The following is a 19,461-nucleotide window of genomic DNA, read 5'->3' as shown; positions in this document are numbered from 1 at the left end:
TCGTGCGGAGAGCCGGTGTTGTCGTCTGGCGGTGGTTGGCGCGGTTGTGACGACGACACCGGCTTGCCCTGACACTGATGTCAACGGCTACGGTCGGCCCCTATGGACGAACGCGCCGCCCTGCTCGGCTGTGACCAGGACTTCTTCGACGCCCTGGTGGCCGCCGACGGCACCGTGCTGACCCAGTTGCTCGCCGAGGACTTCATCCTGGTCAGCATCGCCGACGGGGCCGTGGTCACCAAGACCGACCTGGTGGCCGCGGTGTCCTCCGGCGCGGTTGTTTTCCCGGCGGTGCAGTCGTTTCCGGACGAGGCGGTCGTCCGGGTGATCGGCGAGGTGGGCGTGGTCGTAGGCCGGACCGCCATGACGTTCACCGGCTCGGACGCAACGGAGTTCACCGCCGCCAGCAGGTACACCCACGTCTACGCCCATGCCGACGGCTCATGGCGGCTGGTTTCCGCGCAGGGCACCGAGATCAGGCAATGAACGGGTAGTCATTCCTGATCGACCCGACCGTCGAAGCCGTGCACTGCGACCTGGCGGATCGTTCCGCGATCCGCGCGTACACCGTACGGAGCTGTTGCGGACGCTTCACCGGCACCAGAACCCGTGGCGGCCCCAACTCTGGCCGACGTTCCGGGGACGTTGCTGGCGGCGATTGTCATTGTGACAGCGGTTATTGGCTGCCTTACCACCATTCTGAGCACGTTCGCGGTCACCTGACCTCGGCGCTAGCATTCCGTCCATGCGGTGGCAACGCTTCACCGGGACGATCATGACCGGGCCAGGGGGCCGGGTGTACCTGCCGGTGCCGTTCGACCCGGACAAGGCGTGGACCCCGAAGGACACCCACCACATCACCGGCACCCTCAACGGTTGCAAGGTCCGCGGCCCGCTCGCCCGCTTCGGCGCCGACCTCGGCCTGGGTCTGGGCGAGGCTTGGCGGCGGGACAACGGCTTCGAAGCGGGCGACCAGGTCGACGCGGAACTGGCGCCGGAAGGCCCGCAGCAGCAGGACCTGGCCGACGACATCGTGGCGGCGTTGGCGGCGAGCCCGAAGGCCGGGGCGTTCTTCGACTCGCTGGCGACCTTCTACCGCAAGGGCTACCTGCGTTGGATCAACGCCACCACCCGCCGTCCCGATGTCCGCGCGGCGCGCATCGCCGAAATGATCACCCTCCTCGAACAGGGGAAGAAGCAACGGTGACGCGACCTTGACCTCAACCGGGGTGGAGGTTGGACAGTCGGTTCATGCTTTCTTCAACCGCCGACACCGTGGAACGTTGGATCAAGGACAACGCGCACTCGCTGGGCGCGATCGATGCCGACAGTGCGCTCACCGACCTGTCACCGTTGCACGAGATGACGCGTGACGCGCGGCTCGTCGTCCTGGGTGTCTCTCTGCGCGACACGCATGAGCTGGCGGTCGTTTCGCATCGGGTGTTGCGGTTGCTGGTGAAAGAACTGGGGTTCCGGTCGCTGGCGATCGAAGGCGACGACGCGACGAGCGCCCTGCTCGACGAGTATGTATGCAAGGGAATTGGTGACCCGCGGGTGTTGCTGGCCAACGCCCGATCATTCTGGCGGACCGGGGAACTCCTGGCTGCCGTCACCTGGTTGCGCTGGCACAACGACCGGCATCCGGGCGACCCGGTCCGCATCGTCAACCTGGCGGGTCATCCACGGCGGCCGGTGTCCCAACAGGACAGTCTCGGTGACATCGAGCGGCTGCTGGCCGAGAACGTCATCTGGTGGCACGAACGCACCGGGCACAAGGTGGTCTACTGGGGCGGCATCGCGCATACCGCCACCAGCAGGTCGCGCACCATCTCGCCCTCGACGCCACCGGCCGTCCATCGCAGTGCGGGCAGCTATTTCAGGGAGTTCTTCGGGTCCGGTCACCTTTCCGTTGGGCTGACCTTCCACCATGGCTCGACGTCCTACGACATTCCCGCGCCACCGGCGGAGTTCGCCGAAGCCGTCCTCGGCGCCTCCGGCATGGACGCGTATCTGCTGGATCTGCGTGCCCCGAGCACACCTGAGGTTCGCGCGTGGCTCGACAGGCCGACGATGACACGGCTGATCGGCCCGGTCTACGACCCTGGCGACGACGCCGCCTACCACCTGTCCGGCGGCTCGTTGGCCGAGTGGTTCCACATCATCGTGCACTGTCAGCAGGTCACACCCGCTCGCGCGCTCAATTCCTGAGAAGTGGGCCTCCCTGTCGTGGGAGTCGATCGGGCCGATGAGTACGGTGCGCATGTCGTTGCTCGATCCACAAGCTGGAGGCCTGTTTCGATGAGTGACCCTGATCTTCAGGCGCAGGCGGAGGCCGGTGATCCAGAGGCGATGCTGTCGCTGGCCTTGCAGCTGGAAGGCGAGCTGGACGGGTACGGCGACAACCCCGACACCGAGCAGCGGATCGAGAACCTGTTGCGCGGGGCGGCTGAGCACGGTTTGCCGCGGGCGCTGGCCGAGCTGGGGTCGTTCCTCTGGCTGGTGCGCGAGGACGACGAGGAATCGGTGACGTGGCTACTGCAGGCCGCCGACGCGGGGCAGGCCGACGCCATGAACCTGTTGGGCGACATCCACGACTACCGTGAGGAACCCGACGCCGCGATCGTCTGGTACACCAAGGCCGCTGAACTCGGCGACGAGGAGGCCGCCCTGAGCCTGGCCGCGCTTCTCGATACGTGACGCCTCTATTACCTGCCGCGGCGAGGGGTCACTAGAACATCCCCTGGCGCGCATCCTCCAGGCCCTTTTCGTTGTCGGCGCTGCTGGTGACTCCGGTCAGGTCGCCGGTGGTCAGCCGGCGGGCGAAGTAGTCGGCCTGCACTGCCCAGCGGAACCTGACCATGGTCAGCAACCCGAGCTCCGCCTCGGCCTCGGTGACCACTCCCCTTTCCAGGTAGGCCTCGATCAGGCAGTCCGCCTGATCCACGCCACCGACGTACATCGCTGCCGAGGCCAAGTCGTAGAGGAGCGGACCGCGGATCGCCGCGCTCCAGTCGATCAGCCCGCAGACGCCGGTCGTGTGGTTGAGGCGGAACGCTTCCGGAGCCGGATCGCAATGCAGCAGACCTCGGGAGAACAAGCGCGGATCAACGGCTTCATAGGCTGCCACAGCTGCCGCGACGGCGGGCTGAACCCACGAACGGATCCTGGGTGTCGATCCAGTGGAATTGGTCTGCTAGCGGGGCGGACACATCCCGGAGCGCCTCATGCACACCGCCAAGAGTCCGGCCGATCAGGCGCTGGTCTTGTGCGGTGCTGCCCGACAGTTCCTCGCCGTCAACCCAGTTCAGCAACGTCAGCGGAACCCCGTCGACGTCCACGACGATGTCGCCTTCCCGCGTCGGCAAGGGAGCGCCCGCGGGGATCCCGGCGGCCTCGACCTGACCGGCGATGGTGAGCCCGCCCAAGAATGCCCGGCGCGAATCCGGCGTTACGGCCTTGGCAACCCAACGGTCGCTGCCCGCGGTGACGAACCACGTTGCCGAGTTCATGCCGGCGTTGTGGGTTTTCACCGTCGCACCTGTGATGGCCCAGCGGTTCACCAGGCACGATCGCAGCTTCTCCTCGCTGATCATCCGCTGAAGCCAATCACCCAAAGGTGGGGTCTAGCGACCAATTTGTCACCACACCGTGTGGCTCGGCCAATGCAGTGTGTCAGGGGCCGCTCACGCCGCTGGGCGGTCGCCTCAAAGGGCGGCGCCGGTGGGACTTTCGGGCGGCCCGGCAGACGTGGCTCCTGCCATGAACGCGTCTACCGTGGGGAAGTATGACGAAAGCAGTCTGGGGTGACCGGCAGGCTCCGTCGGCGGCTGACGCCGAACCGCAGGCTCAGCCATCCGGCGCTCCGGCTGTCGGCCGTCCGGCGTTGCTTGGTCCGGCCAACGTCCTCGCGTTGCAGCGCACGGCGGGCAACGCCGCGGTGGGAACGCTTGTCGTCCAACGCGATACCGGCGGCGGCCCCGTCTACAACGACGACGATTTCAAACGCATGGCGATGGGGTCCGCCAACGACTACCTGTTGTCCGGCGAGGACTTCCCGCCCGTGGTGCCCGGCAAGGTCATCTACTGGAAGACCATGTCCACGTGGAAAGAGGTCGACCAGGACCACTTCTACACCGACGCGAACGGCACCGAACAACACGTCAAGGCCAGGATCAAGCTGTACTCCGGCGGCGACACGTTCCAGCTCCGCATCGTGAAGTGGAACGACGCCGGACAGGAGATCACCGTCCGCCGCGACACCGGCTGGATCGACACGGACACCGGCGTGCCCCACCGCGGCGAGAAACCCCGGCCCCCGGACAACAGCCCGCCCCGCCCCGACCGCGTCCCCTACCACGACAACAGCGAGTCGGTCCCGGTGTGACCAGGCAGGTTGTCACTCAACGAAGCTGGTGAACTCGACCGGTACGTGCTGAGCGGGGAGTCGCCTGCACCATTGACGCGAATGGTGATCGGCGACGGTGCGCATGGGACTCGGCTGATCAGCTGTCGTCGCGGCAAAGGCAGAACGGGTGGCCGGCTGGGTCGAACAGCACCCGGACGTTGTCCTGGGGCTGGTGGTCAGCAACCGAGGCTCCCAGTGAGACTGCCTCGGCGACCGCCGAGTCCAGGTCGCCGACCTGGAAGTCGAAGTGCATCATCGGGCGCTGCTGGCCGTCGACGGGCGGCCACACCGGGGCCTGGTAGCCGGTGGCTTGCTGGAACACGATGTAGATGGATCCCTCGGGGGCGGCCAGGATCGCCGTGCCCGGCTCCTCGTGACCGATGGTCCACCCGAGCAGCTCGGAGTAGAACCTCGCCAACCCGCCTGGGTCGGGCGCCTCGATGGCCGTTCCCCACCACATGCCTTTCAGTCGAGATCGCACCCGCGCACCTTCCAGTGAAGTGTTGTCGCCCGGCACTCTAGAGCCCATTGTGGACGATCTACTTCCGGAATTCCGGACCACTGCCCGTGACTGGAACGATCGACGGACCACCTGGTCAGTTGCCGCGTCGCCGCATTGATCGGTACAACAGCCACAGGACCAGTGCGACCGGTGTCAGGACCGCCGCGAACAGGACTCCTGCGAACATTCCGTAGCCGTGCGGATCGACCGACAACCCGATGGCGCTGAGCACCGCCTCGCCGACGAGCAGCACGATCGCCATGGCGGTGCAGGCGAACGCGCCGAGGACGAGGCGCCGGAGCGCTGTCCGCAAGCGAGGAGTGTCCACGTGGTCGGCTCCGCGGGGTTGGGGCGCCGTCATCCCGGGTCGGGGGTGCAGACGGTCAGGAACGACTTCTTGTTCTCGCGTTGGACATCCGACGCGTCCATCCATCCGGCCTGGCCGAACAGGTAGCTCTCCGGTGGGTGCTGGGCCGACTCGCGCAGCACCCGTGTGAGGTCGACCCTGGCACCGTTGGCTTTCGGGCCATCGACGGAGAAGTTGAGCCAGGCTGCCTTGGTCCAGTCGTAGTCCGCGGGCAGCGGTTGCTGGACCTCGAGCCCTTCACCGGTGTACGGGAAGGGTTCCCGGCTGGTTCTCAGCAGGTCCATGCGCTCCACCGGCACCCCCGGCCGTGGCGCGGTCCACCTTTGTTCCGTGCTCTGGCTGCTGCCTGCGTCGAAGATCAACGTCAGGCCGGTGACGCCCAGACACGGGGTGCCGGTCCACAGTTTCAGGACGCCGTTGTCGACGCGGAACCCTGCCGCCGGTGGCAGTGACGGCGCGAACTGCGCCTTGGTGTCGCACGCTGTGGTCATCACCGCCACGAGCAGGGCAGCGCAGGCCACGCGTGGCCACCTAACGATATCCGCCATCGGAAAGTCCCGCGTCTTCCTCGGTCTCGTTGCCGCCGGTGATCTTCTCCCACGCGTAGGAGGCGAGGAAGCCCGTGTAGCCTTCCCGTGCCCATTGCTGGGAGTGCCGCTCCTCATGGTGCAGCAGCCGGTCCATGTCGAGCGTGCCCTGGTAGGGGCCGTTGTCGCCCTCGTACCAGGCCTGGCCCGACTTCGCCACGTCCCGGAGTGCCTGCGCGGGGTCCTTCGGGTCGTCGATGTTCAGCATGAACGTGTCGCCCCACGTCGTTCCGCCGCGTTGGCTGAACTGGTCCTGGATGAGGTTCCCGCCCAGGCCCATCATCATGCCGTTCGGGGTGGTCACCAACCGGCCGCCGTTGCCGTGCACGAAGCCCACGTCCTCGTCGTAGCTCCAGGAGTTCTCCTTTTGCCGCTCGGTGATCCGCCGCAGTTCCTCGGATCCGTACGGGGTCGGCGCGAAGTCCGTCGCCTCCCCTTCGGTGCCGTAGTCGGTGCCTGCGTTGAGGATGTAGGTCATCCGCACCGCCTTGGCCGCGTCGTCCCCGCTGATGTTCGTCGGCATCAGGAAGTACGACTTGAAGGTCCCGTCGCCGTCCTCGTCCTCGCGGATCTCCTCCATGCCGTCCAGGACCTTGAAGTCATCCGGCGTGATGTGGTGCTCGGTGATCATCTTCTTGATCGTGTCGATCGATACGCCCCGGCGCACGGCGTTCTCCAGCCACTGCCGGTAGTAGCCGGACGCGGGCGGCCCGGTCAGCAGCCCGGCGTCGCGCAGCGACTGCTCCATCTCGGCCACCTGGGCGTCGATCTCCCCGCCCTTCCTGGCGCCGGCCAGGGTGGTCGCGTCGTGGTCGCTGATCTTGCGGTCCTGGGCGAGTCGCATCACCCCGGCGAGGGCGGCGTCGATGTTCTTCGCCGTGGTGAGGATCGCCTTGGTCTCCTGCTCCAGCTGCGTCTTGATGGTTTGGCGGTGCCGTTCGGTCTCGGCGCGGTCCTCGGCTTCGAACCGTGACTTCGGTGGCGGGTCGGCGGGCTTGTTGTCCACGATCGTGCCGTCGGCGGCGATGCGGAACTGGTAGGAGTCGGCGAGGGAGTCGTTGTTGGCGACCCGGGTCTTCAGGGCGGACACGTTGTCAGATGCATCCTGCAGGGCGCGTTCGACGGCGGACAGCTCGGCGATCAGGATCTCGGCGTTGTTGCGCGTGGTTCCCAGCGAGTTGCGTGCGCTCTCGCCCGCGGAACCGTGCCAGTCGGGCAGTCTCCTGGCGTCGTCGAGCTCGTCCTGCAGCCCGATGAGCTTGTCCCGCCGCCCACGCAGATTGGTGGCCGACGTGTCGAGCGCACCATCGTCCCATTTGCGGACGTCGTCGTAGCCGATGGTCATCCGCCGAACGCCTTTTTCGCGGAATCCTCGTTCTCGGCGTACGCCTTCGCGGCCGACGTGATCGATTCGCCCCACTTGTCGATCTCGCCTGCCCACCCCTTCGCGCGCTCATTGAACGCCGAAGCCAGAGTGGGCGCGCTTTTTGCCGCATCACCGCCCGGCAACGCGGTCGCGATCGCATCCAAACCGGTACCTGGGTCCACTGCCCTGGCCTGGTCCGCGGCAGATCCCGCCGCTTTGGCCGCACTCCGCAGCTGAGCGATCTGAACCTCGTACCCGCTCACCGCCCGTGACCCCCTCGAATCGGTCATCCACCCCCGAACCGGTCATCAGCCAGCACTGTACTGGAGCCCGGAAGCGCGCACACCCGATTCGGGCAAGCAAGCACTGCCTGCGACCGTTTCCGAAACGACGGTTTTCCGCTGTCGTTGTCCGCTATGGTGTCCGCGTGAATCCGCCGCCGGACGGCAAAGATGGGCCTGCTGCACCGTTAGCCGAGGTTGGCGAGAAGCCCGCGGCGGCCGCTGTCGAACAGGCGAGCAAGTGGATCAGCGTGCTCGTGCGAGGTGTTGGTGGGCGGCCAGGTGTGCTCGTCGAGCTGATCCTCCAGGCGCTTTGGTTTCTGCTCTTCATCCGCCTGGATGCCCTTGTGGGCAAGGACTTCGCGGCCGCCACCGCCAATGCGCTGGCCCTGCAGTCCGCGGAACACGCGGTGCACATCGACATCGAGCGAACCATGAACGATTGGCTGGCCGGAAATGTGGCCCTCAGTCATCTGGCGGTGTACGTCTACCGGCTGTACTACGTGGTGGTCGCGGGCGTCTTGGTGTGGGTGTTCGTCCGGCACGCCGACGCCTACCGCAAGGTCCGCCGGACGATGTTCGCCATGATGGCGCTTGTCCTGCTGATCTACTGGGCGGTGCCGATGTCACCACCGCGTTTCGCACTGCCGGGTGTCGTCGACATCGTTGCCACGTATGACATCCTGGGCCCCGCTGGCCAGTACAGCTGGACCCATCCCAGCCACCACACGGCAATGCCCAGCATGCACGTGGGTTGGTCGCTGTGGTGCGCATACGCCGTGTGGTCCGCGCTACGGGGTGCGCATCCACGTCTGGCGCTGTTGTCGTGGTTGTTTCCGTTGCTCATGACGGCAGTCGTGTTCGCTACGGGGAATCACTACGTTCTCGATGTCGTCGGCAGCGTCACGTTGTTGGCCGTCTCCATCGTCGCCGCGTCGATGTGCGGCCGCCTCGCCGCACGATGGCGCCAAGCCAGATCCCGGCAACCGCTCCCCATATAGGCGATCGGAGGTTTGGCTCGGCTGTTCCTCCACGAGGTTCGCTGCCGCGCCGCTGCCGAAGACCACCGAAAGGGACACGGCCACCGGTCCGCCACGATCTCGCCCAACGCGGTGGTTCCAGATGGTTTGGCGTTGCGCCGGAAGCCCCACATCCGGTTGTTTCGAGGATGGTGGACTCGTTGTCCGAGGCCGCCTTGAGGTCGATCGCGTTCTCGTCCGGTGTGGTGAAGGACTTGGCCGCATTCGATCGCTGTCTATTGGCTCACCGACGAGCCACAACCGGGTTTGGTTCTGGTCGAACTGCGATCACCTGATCTCCGTCCATTCTGGTCAGCTGAGCAGAGCCTTGGCATCACAACGTTGTGACGCCGGACGGTGACTTGGATGCGGGTCAGAGTGTTTTGGCGGGGTGGCCGAGGCGTATCGCTGAGACGAGGAAGAACACGCCGCCGAGGGTGGCGTAGCCGGCGAGGGTGGTCAGCGATGCGTTGGGCTGTGCGGCTTGCAGGATGAAGGTCGTTCCGGCGACCGTGGAGATGGCGCCGCTGATGATCACGGGCCATTGGCCGCCCAGTGCGCGGCGGCTGAGGCCGACGATGAGCTGGGTAAGACCTGATGCGATTGCCCAGGCTCCCCACGCACGCAATACCGCTGGGATGCCGGAGGTGGCCGCGACGGCGAGGCCGATGGCGGCGAGCCCGCTGATCACGATGTTCACGTACAGGCCCAGCGCGGATTTGGTGGCCTGGGACGAGCGGATGTCGATGAAGGCTGCGACGACGTCGAACAGTGGGTACAACACGAGCAGCGTGACACTGATCGGCCCGAGCCGTGATGCGGTGGTGAACAGCAGGCCCGCCCAGACAACGGCGAATCCGAAACGGACGAAGTACAAGCGTCGCAAGGCAGGCGCGATGGTGACGGAAGCCGCGACGGCACGGGTACTCACGAGAACTCCTTGGATGTTCGAGAGGGAGAACGTTCGGTCTCTTTCGAGAGTGTCAGCCGCCGCCGGTCGTGTCAAGAACGAACGTTCTATCTGCTAGAGTGCTGATGATGACGAACGTCCACGGCCAGTCCTCCGAAGCGCGGTCACGCCTGCTCAGCACGGCGACCCGGCTCTTCTACCTGGAGGGGATCCACTCCGTCGGCGTGGACCGGATCGTTGCCGAGGCGAAAGTGACCAGGGCGACCCTGTACCGCCACTTCCCCGGCAAGGACGACCTGATCGTCTGCTACCTGCGAGAAGCCGACCAGGCAATCCGCGACCAGGTGAACGCCATCGTCGCCCAGGGACTGCCCACGCCCGACACTCTCCGGGCCATCGCCGAATCCATCGCGGCCGGTATCCGGTCCCCCGGCTTCCGCGGCTGCGCCTTCCTCAACGCCGCGGTGGAGTATCCCGATCCGGCCCACCCCGTGCACAAAGCCGTCCTCGCTCACCGCCAATGGTTCGCGCAGACGATCACCGAGGTGCTGGCCCGCATGGGGGACGCGCCGACCGGACCCGCTGCCCGGCACTTCGTCCTGTTGCGAGACGGGGCAATGGCCACTGGCTGCCTGTCCGACCCCGAACCGATCTGTGCGACCTTCCTGGAAGGGGTCGAGGGGCTGCTGCGGCTTCAGGCCGCGTTCGTGTCTTCGCCGGAACGAGCCTGACCCCACCGCCGATCGGCATAGGGTTACCGGAGGTCCGGTCTGGGGAGGAAAAGCGATGGATTCACGGGCGAGTTTCACCGCCGAGACGGTCGCGTTGCAACGCGCGTTCGAGTCGAAACGCCCGGCGGGCAGCCGGTTGTTCGAGGACCCGTATGCGGACGCGTTCCTGCGTCCGGCGTTTCGCGCCTTGGCGGCCGCGAGCGGGGTGACAGGGGTGCGGCGGTTGGCCACGGGGCTGTACGACGCGTTCGCCGGACCGGGTCCGCGGCCGTCGGCGATCGCGCGCACCAAGGTCATCGACGACGCGTTGGCGGATGCCGAGGCGGCGCAGTGTGTTCTGCTGGGCGCCGGCTACGACACGCGGGCTCATCGCCTGGAGGCGTTGGCGGACAAGCGGGTGTTCGAGGTCGACCACCCGTTGACGCAGGCCGAGAAGCGCCGGGTGGTCGCCGGTTTGGACGTGGCGCGCGAGCACGTCACCTACGTGCCGGTGGACTTCGAGACCGATGACCTCACCGAGCGGCTGTTCGAGTCCGGTTTCGACCGTACGCAGCCGACGGTGTTCGTCTGGGAGGGCGTGACGAACTACCTCACCCCCGAGGCGATCGACGGCACGCTGGCGGTCATCCACGACCTCGGGCACGCGGGCGGCACCCTGATCGTGACCTATGTGGACATCCGCGCGCTGGCCGAACCGTCACCGTTCCCGGAAGCGCGCCGCTGGGTGCGCGCGGTGGCCAAGGCAGGCGAACCCTGGACTTTCGGCCTGCACCCCGACCAGGTCCCGGATTTCTTCGCCAAGCGAGGCTTCAGGCTTCGGTCCGATGTGTCCACTCTGGACGCCGGCAAACCCTGGTTCGAAGCCCAGCACCGCAACGAACACGCCTCCGCCCTCTACCGCGTCGCCGTCACCGAGATCACCGCGTCAGCAACGCCTGGGATGTGTTGCGATCAGGCCGGTGTCCCCGTGACGGCTGAGCGTGAGTAGCAAGGACGCAGGTTTCGGCGTCATCAGCCCGGCCACCGGCCGCGGCGACCACCGCGTCCTCAAGTGCGGCCACGCCGATCAAGGAGTCGCTGAACGCACCCACGCCGCTCCCCCTTCGCTCACCGCAACGAACGGCTCATCTTCCCGGCAGGGTCACTCGAGGGCACGCGGATTTCCGTCTGTGCTGTCAACGGGTTGCTGCTGTGGGGTCGGACTGCGGCCGGCCCACCAGCCGGCCGCGATGACCAGGACCAGGCTCACTGCCGCGAGGAGTGCACCGAGTTGCAGGGCAGGGCTGCGGTCCTGGGGGTGGCCCATCGTCCAGCCCAGAACGGGTCCGATGTACGCCAGTCCGGTCAGGACGGCGGCGGCGATGACCACTGAGGTGCGCGATCGGCGCAGTGCCTGTTGAGGCAGCGTGACAGCGATGGCGACGGCGACCACGCACAGTGCGAACACCAGCGCGAGTTGAGTCGACGCGGAGCCCGGGGTGATGAATGACGCCGCGACGAGGATCGGGATGGACACCACGATGACGAACAGAACACCGAGGGGAAGCCACATGACCGAGCCCGCGCGGCCGCGCTGGGCACGAGCCCGGCCGGCCGCCACTGTCAACCCAAGCAGCAGCGCGAGCAGAGTCAGCAATCCGGCCGCGATGAACTCGTCGCTGACCGCCCGGCCGAACTGGGTGAGCGGGACTGGCCGGATGTCCAGCCCGGCCGCCGTGTCCACGACCGGCACCCGGCGCCAAGTGCCGTTGACATCGCGGACCGCCAGCCCTTCCACGCCGTTGGCCACGAACACCTCGTGGCCACCCGGGACGGTGCGGACCACGATGTCGACGCTGGCCACCTCAGACGGGTAGGTCTCCGCGCTGGGGACCCGGTGCTGGCGCACGATGAACGACCACCGAGCGGCGGGCACTTCCCACGCCGTGTGCCAGGTGCGGCGGGCGTCCGTCGTTTCGTCAACGCCGAGCAGGCGGCCACCGCGCGGCTCCTTCTCACTGGCGTAGAGATCACCGCCGCCGTGCACCCGGTAGCAGTGTGCGGCGTCGTCGGGCACGCAGGCTTCGATCTTGCGCTGCGGTGGCTCCGGCGGGGACATCGGTGACCAGGGCGCAGGTGTCCAGTTGCCGAGACCGGACGGGGAGCTGTAGTCCCGTCCGCCCACACTGATCACCACCAGAGCGTCGGTGCTTTTCACCGAGTCGACCGACGAGGGCCCTTGGGCCGCCGAAGTCGCGGCGATCGCCAGAACTGCGAACGGGACCCCGATGATCACCCGGAACCGGGAGACCACGCTGTCCGGCAATGGTGCGGCCGCCGATGCCCGGCGCCACGTCCACCAGGTGAGGCCCAGCGCGGGCAGCGCGACCAGGTCGGTGGGATCCGCCAGGATGGCTGACGGACCGTTGACCACCGACCACGCCTCCGACGCGAACTGGGCGCCCGCCGAGGTCAGCTTGACCACCGTGAATCCGGCTCCGGTCACCAGAACCGCGGCCGCGGCACCGATCCGGCCGGTCAGGAACAACCCGAACAGCAGCCCGAGGGCCGGCGGTGCCACCACCAGCCCGGCCACGTCACTGAGCTTGCCGGTGACGAGACCCGGCCACGCCTGCTTGAGCACGTGGTCGTTGAGCAGCAGCACCGCCGTAGCCCCGACGGTCAACGGATGCGCCACCCAGCGCAGGAACACCCCAGTTCGCATGGGTCCAGCCTGCGGTGCGGTGATCACGACCGTGACACGGCTCAGCCCCAGATCAACGCGGGCGACCGCTGGGAGGTTGCGGTTTGATCGCGCTTCTCATCGTGAGCCACTAGCCGGCGACGGGTGTGCGGATCGGGTTGGCGGGGTGGGTGAGCCAGGCGCGGAAGGTCAGCAGGTCCGGGTGGATGGCGCGCAGGGCGGGGATGTCCGCCTGCCAGATGTGGTCGCCGATCAGGGACACCGCCCGGCGGATGGTCTCGGCCGGGACGCTGCGTTTGGCGGCGAACTCGTCCGGGTCGTCCTGGTGGTAGGTGATCGGCCGGCCCAGAGTCTCGCTGAGCTCGGCGGCCATCTGGGTGTGGCTGAGGTCGTCACCCGCGAGCTCCCACGCCTGGCCCACATGGGTTTCCGGGTCGATGAACGCGTCGGCGCCGAACCAGCCGATGTCGTCGCCCGCGATGACCTGCGTCGGGGTGCCGGGGTTCCACAGGTCGTGGATCTCGCCGGTCTCGAGGTCCAGGCTGCTGCGGAGGTTGTCCATGAACTTCACGGGACGCAGGAACGTGAACGGGATCCCCAGCGACCGGATGTGGTTCTCGATCTGCAGCTTGGTGTTCCAGCTGGGCAGACCGGTGATGCGCTCGACGCCCGCGACCGACGTGTAGACGAGGTGCGCGACACCCGCGGCCGCCGCGGCGTCGGCCACCGCCAAGCCCATCGCGACTTCGTCCGGGCCGGCGGGCTGGACGCTGAACACACCGTCCACTCCGGACATCGCGGCGTCCAGCGAGGCACGGTCGGTCATGTCGCCCGCGACGAGAGTGGCGCCCAGCGACTCCAACGTCTTCGCCGCCGGACTACCAACATCACGGACGAGCGCGCGGACCTCACGACCGCGGTGCAGCAGGTGGCGGGCGGTGGCGCCGCCCTGGGTTCCGGTCGAGCCGGTGACCAGGATCATCATGTCCTCCTCGGAAACAGCACAATGGCGAGCAGTGCAGCGCCGGCGAATGCCGTGCTGACGATGAAAGGCGTGGTGAAGTCGGCCGCAGCGGTGACCAGGACGGCCAGGCCGATGGCGCCGCCGGTCTGCTGCAGGGTCTGGGTGGCGCCCGACGCGGCACCAGCGTCCTCGGGCGGGATGTCGTTGAGGATCGTCAGGTTCAGCGGGACGAAGCTGAACCCGACGCCGACCCCCAGCACCAGCGTCGGGCCCAGCAGGCCGGTGAAGTAGCCCGTCGACGGCGTCAGCGCGGTCAGCCACAGATCGGCGACGATGATCAACGTGATGCCGCACATCACGAGCCGTGCCCGGCCCAGCAGCGGCACGAGCCGTGGCATGAGCCGGACGACCACGATCATCGCCGCGGGCAACGGCACCAGCGCCAGCCCGGCCCCCAATGGCGAGAACGCCAGCTGTCGCTGCAGGAACTGGGTCAGGAAGAAGAACGCGCCGAACATGGCCGCCGGCAACAGAAGCATCGCCGAATACGCGGCCAAGCGGGTCCGGCTGGCGAACAGCCGCAACGGCATGATCGGTTGAGCCGCACGGGATTCGATGGAGATGAAGGCCGCCAACAGCCCAACGCCCGCGGCGAACGCGACGAGGGTGGCTGCCGCGGACCAGCCGTCGGTCGCGGCGGAGATGAACCCGTAGACCAAGCTCGCCGACCCCAGGGTCGAGGTCACCGCGCCGGCCAGGTCGAACCGGCCCGGCACGCGGACGGTTTCGGTGATCACGACCGGGGCGAGCAGCGCGATGGCCACGCCGACCGGCACGTTGATGAACAGCGCCCACCGCCAGGACGCCGCGGACATCACCAGGCCGCCGAGGATCATCCCGATCGCCGAGCCCGAGCCGGAGACCAGGGAGAACATCCCGATCGCGCGGTTTCGGCGCGGGCCCGCCGGGAAGGTGGTGGCGATCAGCGCCATCGCTCCTGGCGCGGCCAGCGCTCCCCCGACGCCCTGGATCGCCCGTGCCGCGAGCAACCAGCCCGCCGAGCCAGCGAACCCACCGGCCAAAGACGCCATCGCGAAGACGAGGACACCGGTGACGTACACACGGCGGCGGCCGAGGATGTCACCGGCGCGGCCGCCGAGCAGCAGCAGGCCGCCCACGGTCAGCAGGTACGCGTTCTGCACCCAGGACAGTCCGGCCGCACTAAAGCCCAGGTCAGCTTGGATTTTCGGCAGCGCGATGGTCATCACCGTTGCATCGAGAACGATCATCAGCTGACAGCTGACGATCACTGTCAGGGCGAGACCCGAACTGCGGGCACGCGGTGGTGACACGGGTGTCGACATGGGTGTGGGCAGCTCCTTGCGCGACAATGTGATCAGAAAGGACCCCAGCGGCCTTAAACGGGGAGAGTCCCCGGTTACGTCGTCTACGATACGGAGACTGTCCCCGGTTGGCAAGGGTGTGGTGGTGAATGACGATCGGACCGGTCCGTCCGATGCGCGCGGACGCACGGCGCAACTACGAACGCCTGCTGGACGCGGCCAAGGCGGCGTTCGCCGAGCACGGCACCGAGGCGCCGCTGGACGACATCGCCAAACGCGCGGGTGTCGGCTCCGGCACGCTCTACCGGCACTTCCCCACCCGGCTGGACCTGATCGAGGCGGTGTTCCTCGAGCGGATCGGCACGCTGATGGACGCCGCGAAGGAGCTCGAGCGGCAGCCGGACGCCTACCAGGCGCTCGTGGAGTTCCTGAAGCGGATCATCCAGCACTCCACCACCTACCGCGGCCTGGCCAAAGCGCTGATGGCCGCGCTGCACGACCGTGGGTCCGAGGTCGCGCGCTCCTGTCACGTGCTGGTGTATGACGCGGGGGAACGGCTGCTCGACCGGGCCAAGGCGCAGGGCAGTGTCCGCGCCGAGGTGGACCTGCGCGACCTGCTCAAGCTGGCCAACGGGATCGCGCTGGCGGCCGAGCAGGACACCGACGCCACGGATGTCTCCGACAGGCTGCTCGCGTTGGCCGTCGCGGGGCTGCGGCCGTGACATGATCGGGGTATGTCCGGCGACCTGATCCGCCAGCCACCCCGGCTCACCGAACCCGCCCGCCCCGGGCCCGCGCAGTTGCGCGCCGCGCTGGTCCACGCCGTGGAGCAGTTGCCCGCGTTGCCGCCCGCCGATCCGTCCGACCGGTACGGGATCCGGGCGTTGACGGTGTTGTGGCTGGAAGCGGACAAGACCGAGCACACCCGCCGGGCCTACTTCGGTGACGTGGCGGCGTGGCTGGATTGGTGTGACCGCACGGGTTTGGACCCGATGGAGGCGCGCCGGGCCGATGTGGACGCGTGGAAGGCCACGCTCACGGTCACCGCGCGGGACGGGTCGGTCCGCAAGGCGTCATCGTCCACTGTGGCCCGTCGGCTGGCCGCGATCTCCAGCTGGTACCAGTACATGGAAGACAACGACGTCACCGACCGCAACCCGGTGTCGGCGGTGAAACGCCCGAAGGTGGACCGCCAGTCCCCTTTTCCGGCGCTGGCCGAGGCGGAGACGGCCAAGCTGCTCGACCACGTCGCCCAGCGCGCCGCCCGGCTGGGAACTGAAGCGGCGCACCGGGATTCGGCGTTGCTGTCGTTGATGTTCCACACTGGACTGCGGGTGTCCGGCGTGACCACCGCGCAGGTCGAGGACCTGGCGTACGACCGTGGGCACCGGATCCTGTGGTACACCAAGAAAGGCCAGACCCGCGACTTCGTCCCGCTGGCCCCGCCCGTGCTCGCCGCGCTGGACGCCTACCTCCAGCTGCGCGCCCAACGGGAGGGTGAGCTGTCCGGGCCATTGCTGGCCACCTCGCCGCATCCGCACGACCCGGCGAGGGCCGGCGGCCGGCCGCTGACCCAGCGCGACGTGTGGCTCGCGATGCGCCGTTACGCCAAGGAAGCCGGTCTCGCCGCCGCCGACACCATCACCCCGCACACCTCCCGCCGTACCGTCGCCACCACCTTGCTGGCCAACGGGGTGCCGATCGAGAAGGTGCAGGACCTGTTGTCCCACAACGACATCCGGGTCACCCGCGGCTACGACGCCGCCCGGCACAAGCTCGACTCGTCACCGGTCTACACCCTCGCGTCGGTGATCAGTCGTCATCAGCCGGAGTGAACACGATCGTGGTCTTGATCTCGGCGTCCTCCAACGCCTTGGGGACCGGCACGTCATAGCGGACCAGCTCGCGGAACCTCGCCCGCGGCAGGTGCGCCCGTCCCGGATCCCCGACGAGTACCGTGGCGCCGCGCTCGCGCAGCCGCCCGATGAACGGCATCATCCGCGCGGTCATCGCCTTGTCGTAGAAGATGTCCCCGGCCAGCACCACATCGGCGCCGTCCGCGTCCCCGTCGACCATGTCGCCCAGCACGGTCTCGATCGTCACGTCATTGGCCTCCGCGTTGAGCCGCATCGCGTCGATCGCGAACTGGTCGATCTCGTTGCCCACCACCCGCGCGGCCCCCGCCTTCGCCGCCGCGAGAGCGACAATCCCGCACCCCGCCGCCAGATCCAGCACGTGCTTACCCGCCACGATCCGCGGATTGTCCAGCACATACCGGGCCAGCGCCTGCCCACCCGCCCACGCGAACGCCCAGAACGGCGGCGCCAGCCCCTTCTCCCCCACCTCCGCCTCCACCCGTTCCCACAGGTCGAAGGCGTCGTCAGCCAGGTACAGCCGGATCTCCGGCACGTGCGGCGCTGACGACAACTTGGTGTGGGCCCGGACGAACGCAGTCATCCGGTCATCTTCCCAGCCAGGCACTTCCGCCCGGTGATCGCCCGCCCGCGAGCGGACGTGGCGATCACCGGAAGCGTGACGGTCAGCCGCCGAGGAGCGTGCGGACCCGGTCCGCGCCGACCGCGAGCAGCAGCGTGGGCAGCCGCGGCCCGGTGTCGCCACCGACCAGCAGCCGGTACAGCAGCGCGAAGAACGACCGCTGGGCCACCTTGAGCTCCGGCGTCGGCGGGGTGTCCATCGGCAGGCCCGCCTGCAGCTTCGGCACGCCGTAGACCAGCGTGGTCAGCCCGTCCAGGGACCACTCGTCGGTGAGCCGGTCCACCAGCGTCTTGATCATCTGCCGCTGGGTGTCGTCCAGCTCGGCGAGCAGCTCGGCGTCCGGTTCGGCCAGCACTCGGGTGTGCTGCTCGGGGGACATGTGCACGTCGACCCACCGCTGGGCGCAGTCGATCCGCGGCCGGACCTGCGCCAGGTCGGTGATCGGGTCGGCGGTGTCGATGCCGCCGAGGATCCGCAGGGTCTGCTGCTCGTCGCCGGTGGTGATGTCGACGATGGACGCGAGCGTCCGGTAGGCCACCCGGCGCGGGGTGTCCGGCAGCTCGACGGCCGCGGTACGCACCGACCGGCCGTACGCCTGCAGCTCGCCCGGACCGGCCTTGCCCTCGGCGACCCGGCGGCTCAGCGAGTCCCACTCGTCGTAGAGCCGGTAGATCTCCTGGTCGAAGGCGATCTTGAAGGACTGGTTGGGCTTGCGGCGGGCGTACAGCCAGCGCAGCACGGCCGGTTCCATGATCTCCAGCGCGTCGCCCGGGGTGGGCACCGCGCCGGCGGAGCTGCTCATCTTGGCCATGCCGGTGATGCCGACGAACGCGTACATCGGGCCGATCGGCTGCTCGGCGCCGAACACCTCGCGCACGATCTGGCCGCCGACCTCGAAGGACGACCCCGGGGACGAGTGGTCCACGCCGGAGGGCTCGAACTGCACGCCCTCGTAGGCCCAGCGCATCGGCCAGTCGACCTTCCACACCAGCTTGCCGCTGGTGAACTCCGAGAGCAGCACGGTCTCGCCGTGCCCGCACTCGCAGGTGTAGGTCATCTCGGTGGTCTCGTCGTCGTAGCTCGTGATCGTGGTCAGGTCACGGCCGCAGGCGGTGCAGTAGGGCTTGAACGGGTAGTACGCGGCGCCGGTCTGCTCGTTGCCGGACCCGTCCGCGTCCTGCTCCTCGGTCTTCTTCTTGGTGCGGTACCGGCCGAGGATGGCGTCGATCTTCGCCCGCTCGCGCATGGCCAGCAGCACCTGGTCGCGGTACGCGCCGCTGGTGTACATCTCGGTCTGGCTGATGCCGCGGTAGCGCACGCCGAGCCGGTCCAGCGCCTCGATCATCGCGGCCTTGAAGTGCTCGGCCCAGTTCGGGTGGTCGCTGCCGGGCGGGGCCGGTACCGAGGTCAGCGGCTTGCCGATGTGCTCGGCCCAGGACGGGTCGATCCCGGCGGGAACGCGGCGGAACCGGTCGTAGTCGTCCCACGAGATGATGTGCTCGCAGTCATGCCCGCGCCGGGCGATCTCGTCGGCGACCAGGTGCGGGGTCATCACCTCGCGCAGGTTGCCCAGGTGGATCGGGCCGGACGGGCTCAGTCCCGACGCCGCCACCACGGGTCCGTCCGAGGCTCGGCGAGCCGCCTCCGCGACGACCTCGTCGGCGAACCGCGAGACCCAGTCCGCCTCCATCGACTGATCCACTTGCCGCACACATCCCTTCACGAGCATTGACAAAACCCATTATCCCGGGTCACGCGTACCGGCCGGTCCCGGGTCCCGGCCGTGGCAGTCGACGCGACGGGTCCG

23 protein-coding genes are annotated in these 19,461 nt (G+C 68.1%); 10 read left to right on the top strand and 13 right to left on the bottom strand.

Annotation, left to right across the window (positions count from 1 at the left end):
- Positions 1–102 precede the first annotated feature (102 nt).
- The 4 genes from AB0J95_RS13645 to AB0J95_RS13630 all read left to right on the top strand — a co-directional run bounded on the left by AB0J95_RS13645 (position 103) and on the right by AB0J95_RS13630 (position 2,697).
- Positions 103–486, top strand: a complete 384-nt coding sequence (locus AB0J95_RS13645) for a nuclear transport factor 2 family protein (protein ID WP_364756834.1) — start codon at positions 103–105, stop codon at positions 484–486.
- Between the two features lie 259 nt (positions 487–745).
- Positions 746–1,207 (top strand): YdeI/OmpD-associated family protein, encoded by a 462-nt coding sequence (locus AB0J95_RS13640; RefSeq protein ID WP_364756832.1) that lies wholly within the window; start codon positions 746–748, stop codon positions 1,205–1,207.
- Positions 1,208–1,251: 44 nt separating this feature from the next.
- Positions 1,252–2,208, top strand: a complete 957-nt coding sequence (locus tag AB0J95_RS13635; RefSeq protein WP_364756830.1) for an erythromycin esterase family protein — start codon at positions 1,252–1,254, stop codon at positions 2,206–2,208.
- Between the two features lie 90 nt (positions 2,209–2,298).
- The gene (locus AB0J95_RS13630) at positions 2,299–2,697 is read left to right on the top strand and encodes a hypothetical protein (RefSeq protein WP_364756827.1); all 399 of its coding nucleotides are present in this window, start codon (positions 2,299–2,301) and stop codon (positions 2,695–2,697) included.
- A 31-nt stretch (positions 2,698–2,728) separates the two neighbouring features.
- Here the strand turns inward: AB0J95_RS13630 and AB0J95_RS13625 are convergent, their stop codons facing one another.
- Both AB0J95_RS13625 and AB0J95_RS13620 read right to left on the bottom strand, forming a co-directional pair.
- Positions 2,729–3,127, bottom strand: coding sequence for a phosphotransferase (locus AB0J95_RS13625; protein ID WP_364756825.1), 399 nt, complete (start codon positions 3,125–3,127; stop codon positions 2,729–2,731).
- Entirely contained in the window at positions 3,114–3,593 is a 480-nt protein-coding gene (locus AB0J95_RS13620) for a phosphotransferase (protein WP_364756822.1), read from the bottom strand. The genes AB0J95_RS13625 and AB0J95_RS13620 overlap by 14 nt, the downstream gene beginning before the upstream one ends.
- Positions 3,594–3,784: 191 nt before the next feature.
- Here AB0J95_RS13620 and AB0J95_RS13615 point away from each other — a divergent pair, with 191 nt between their 5' ends.
- Positions 3,785–4,384, top strand: coding sequence for a hypothetical protein (locus AB0J95_RS13615; protein ID WP_364756820.1), 600 nt, complete (start codon positions 3,785–3,787; stop codon positions 4,382–4,384).
- A 118-nt stretch (positions 4,385–4,502) separates the two neighbouring features.
- On the opposite strand, the gene AB0J95_RS13610 is transcribed toward AB0J95_RS13615, so the two are convergent.
- The 5 genes from AB0J95_RS13610 to AB0J95_RS13590 form a co-directional block, all read right to left on the bottom strand.
- Positions 4,503–4,886, bottom strand: coding sequence for a VOC family protein (locus AB0J95_RS13610; protein ID WP_364756817.1), 384 nt, complete (start codon positions 4,884–4,886; stop codon positions 4,503–4,505).
- 115 nt (positions 4,887–5,001) lie between these two features.
- Positions 5,002–5,220: a hypothetical protein gene (locus AB0J95_RS13605; protein ID WP_364756814.1), complete on the bottom strand. Its 219-nt coding sequence runs from the start codon at positions 5,218–5,220 to the stop codon at positions 5,002–5,004.
- Positions 5,221–5,264: 44 nt separating this feature from the next.
- Positions 5,265–5,795: a hypothetical protein gene (locus AB0J95_RS13600; RefSeq protein WP_364756811.1), complete on the bottom strand. Its 531-nt coding sequence runs from the start codon at positions 5,793–5,795 to the stop codon at positions 5,265–5,267.
- A 10-nt stretch (positions 5,796–5,805) separates the two neighbouring features.
- On the bottom strand, positions 5,806–7,206 hold the full coding sequence (locus tag AB0J95_RS13595) for a hypothetical protein (protein ID WP_364756809.1): 1,401 nt from the start codon (positions 7,204–7,206) through the stop codon (positions 5,806–5,808).
- Entirely contained in the window at positions 7,203–7,391 is a 189-nt protein-coding gene (locus AB0J95_RS13590; RefSeq protein ID WP_364756807.1) for a hypothetical protein, read from the bottom strand. Before AB0J95_RS13590 ends, AB0J95_RS13595 begins: the two co-directional genes overlap by 4 nt.
- Positions 7,392–7,792: 401 nt before the next feature.
- Here AB0J95_RS13590 and AB0J95_RS13585 point away from each other — a divergent pair, with 401 nt between their 5' ends.
- Positions 7,793–8,509 (top strand): phosphatase PAP2 family protein, encoded by a 717-nt coding sequence (locus tag AB0J95_RS13585; protein ID WP_364756805.1) that lies wholly within the window; start codon positions 7,793–7,795, stop codon positions 8,507–8,509.
- A gap of 391 nt (positions 8,510–8,900) precedes the next feature.
- Here AB0J95_RS13585 and AB0J95_RS13580 read toward each other — a convergent pair whose 3' ends face one another.
- A complete protein-coding gene (locus tag AB0J95_RS13580) occupies positions 8,901–9,458 on the bottom strand; it encodes a hypothetical protein (RefSeq protein ID WP_364756803.1) in 558 nt (185 codons plus the stop codon).
- Positions 9,459–9,565: 107 nt separating this feature from the next.
- Between AB0J95_RS13580 and AB0J95_RS13575 the strand changes: the two genes are divergently transcribed.
- Positions 9,566–10,168 (top strand): TetR/AcrR family transcriptional regulator, encoded by a 603-nt coding sequence (locus AB0J95_RS13575; protein WP_364756800.1) that lies wholly within the window; start codon positions 9,566–9,568, stop codon positions 10,166–10,168.
- Positions 10,169–10,223: 55 nt separating this feature from the next.
- The gene (locus AB0J95_RS13570; RefSeq protein WP_364756797.1) at positions 10,224–11,156 is read left to right on the top strand and encodes an SAM-dependent methyltransferase; all 933 of its coding nucleotides are present in this window, start codon (positions 10,224–10,226) and stop codon (positions 11,154–11,156) included.
- Between the two features lie 153 nt (positions 11,157–11,309).
- Here the strand turns inward: AB0J95_RS13570 and AB0J95_RS13565 are convergent, their stop codons facing one another.
- The 3 genes from AB0J95_RS13565 to AB0J95_RS13555 form a co-directional block, all read right to left on the bottom strand.
- The gene (locus tag AB0J95_RS13565; RefSeq protein WP_364756795.1) at positions 11,310–12,872 is read right to left on the bottom strand and encodes a hypothetical protein; all 1,563 of its coding nucleotides are present in this window, start codon (positions 12,870–12,872) and stop codon (positions 11,310–11,312) included.
- 109 nt (positions 12,873–12,981) lie between these two features.
- Positions 12,982–13,833, bottom strand: coding sequence for an NmrA/HSCARG family protein (locus AB0J95_RS13560; protein WP_364756792.1), 852 nt, complete (start codon positions 13,831–13,833; stop codon positions 12,982–12,984).
- Entirely contained in the window at positions 13,833–15,104 is a 1,272-nt protein-coding gene (locus AB0J95_RS13555) for an MFS transporter (protein ID WP_364756791.1), read from the bottom strand. The genes AB0J95_RS13560 and AB0J95_RS13555 overlap by 1 nt, the downstream gene beginning before the upstream one ends.
- 203 nt (positions 15,105–15,307) lie before the next feature.
- On the opposite strand from AB0J95_RS13555, the gene AB0J95_RS13550 reads away from it, so the two are divergent.
- Together AB0J95_RS13550 and AB0J95_RS13545 are read left to right on the top strand one after the other, a co-directional pair.
- Complete coding sequence (locus AB0J95_RS13550; RefSeq protein WP_364756788.1) at positions 15,308–15,880, top strand: helix-turn-helix domain-containing protein; 573 nt, start codon at positions 15,308–15,310, stop codon at positions 15,878–15,880.
- A gap of 12 nt (positions 15,881–15,892) precedes the next feature.
- Entirely contained in the window at positions 15,893–16,993 is a 1,101-nt protein-coding gene (locus AB0J95_RS13545; RefSeq protein WP_364756785.1) for a tyrosine-type recombinase/integrase, read from the top strand.
- On the opposite strand, the gene AB0J95_RS13540 is transcribed toward AB0J95_RS13545, so the two are convergent.
- Both AB0J95_RS13540 and lysS read right to left on the bottom strand, forming a co-directional pair.
- Positions 16,971–17,615 carry a 50S ribosomal protein L11 methyltransferase gene (locus AB0J95_RS13540; RefSeq protein WP_364756782.1) on the bottom strand — a complete coding sequence of 215 codons (645 nt, stop codon included), beginning with the start codon at positions 17,613–17,615 and terminating at the stop codon, positions 16,971–16,973. The two genes, AB0J95_RS13545 and AB0J95_RS13540, sit on opposite strands and share 23 nt — an antisense overlap.
- A gap of 82 nt (positions 17,616–17,697) precedes the next feature.
- The gene (lysS, locus tag AB0J95_RS13535; RefSeq protein WP_364756779.1) at positions 17,698–19,365 is read right to left on the bottom strand and encodes a lysine--tRNA ligase; all 1,668 of its coding nucleotides are present in this window, start codon (positions 19,363–19,365) and stop codon (positions 17,698–17,700) included.
- Positions 19,366–19,461 lie beyond the last annotated feature (96 nt).

It is taken from the genome of Actinocrispum sp. NPDC049592, assembly GCF_040675465.1.
Classification (GTDB): Bacteria; Actinomycetota; Actinomycetes; order Mycobacteriales; family Pseudonocardiaceae; genus Kibdelosporangium.
The sequence above is the reverse complement of the archived record's forward strand: the minus strand, read 5'-3'. Positions and strand labels throughout refer to the sequence as shown.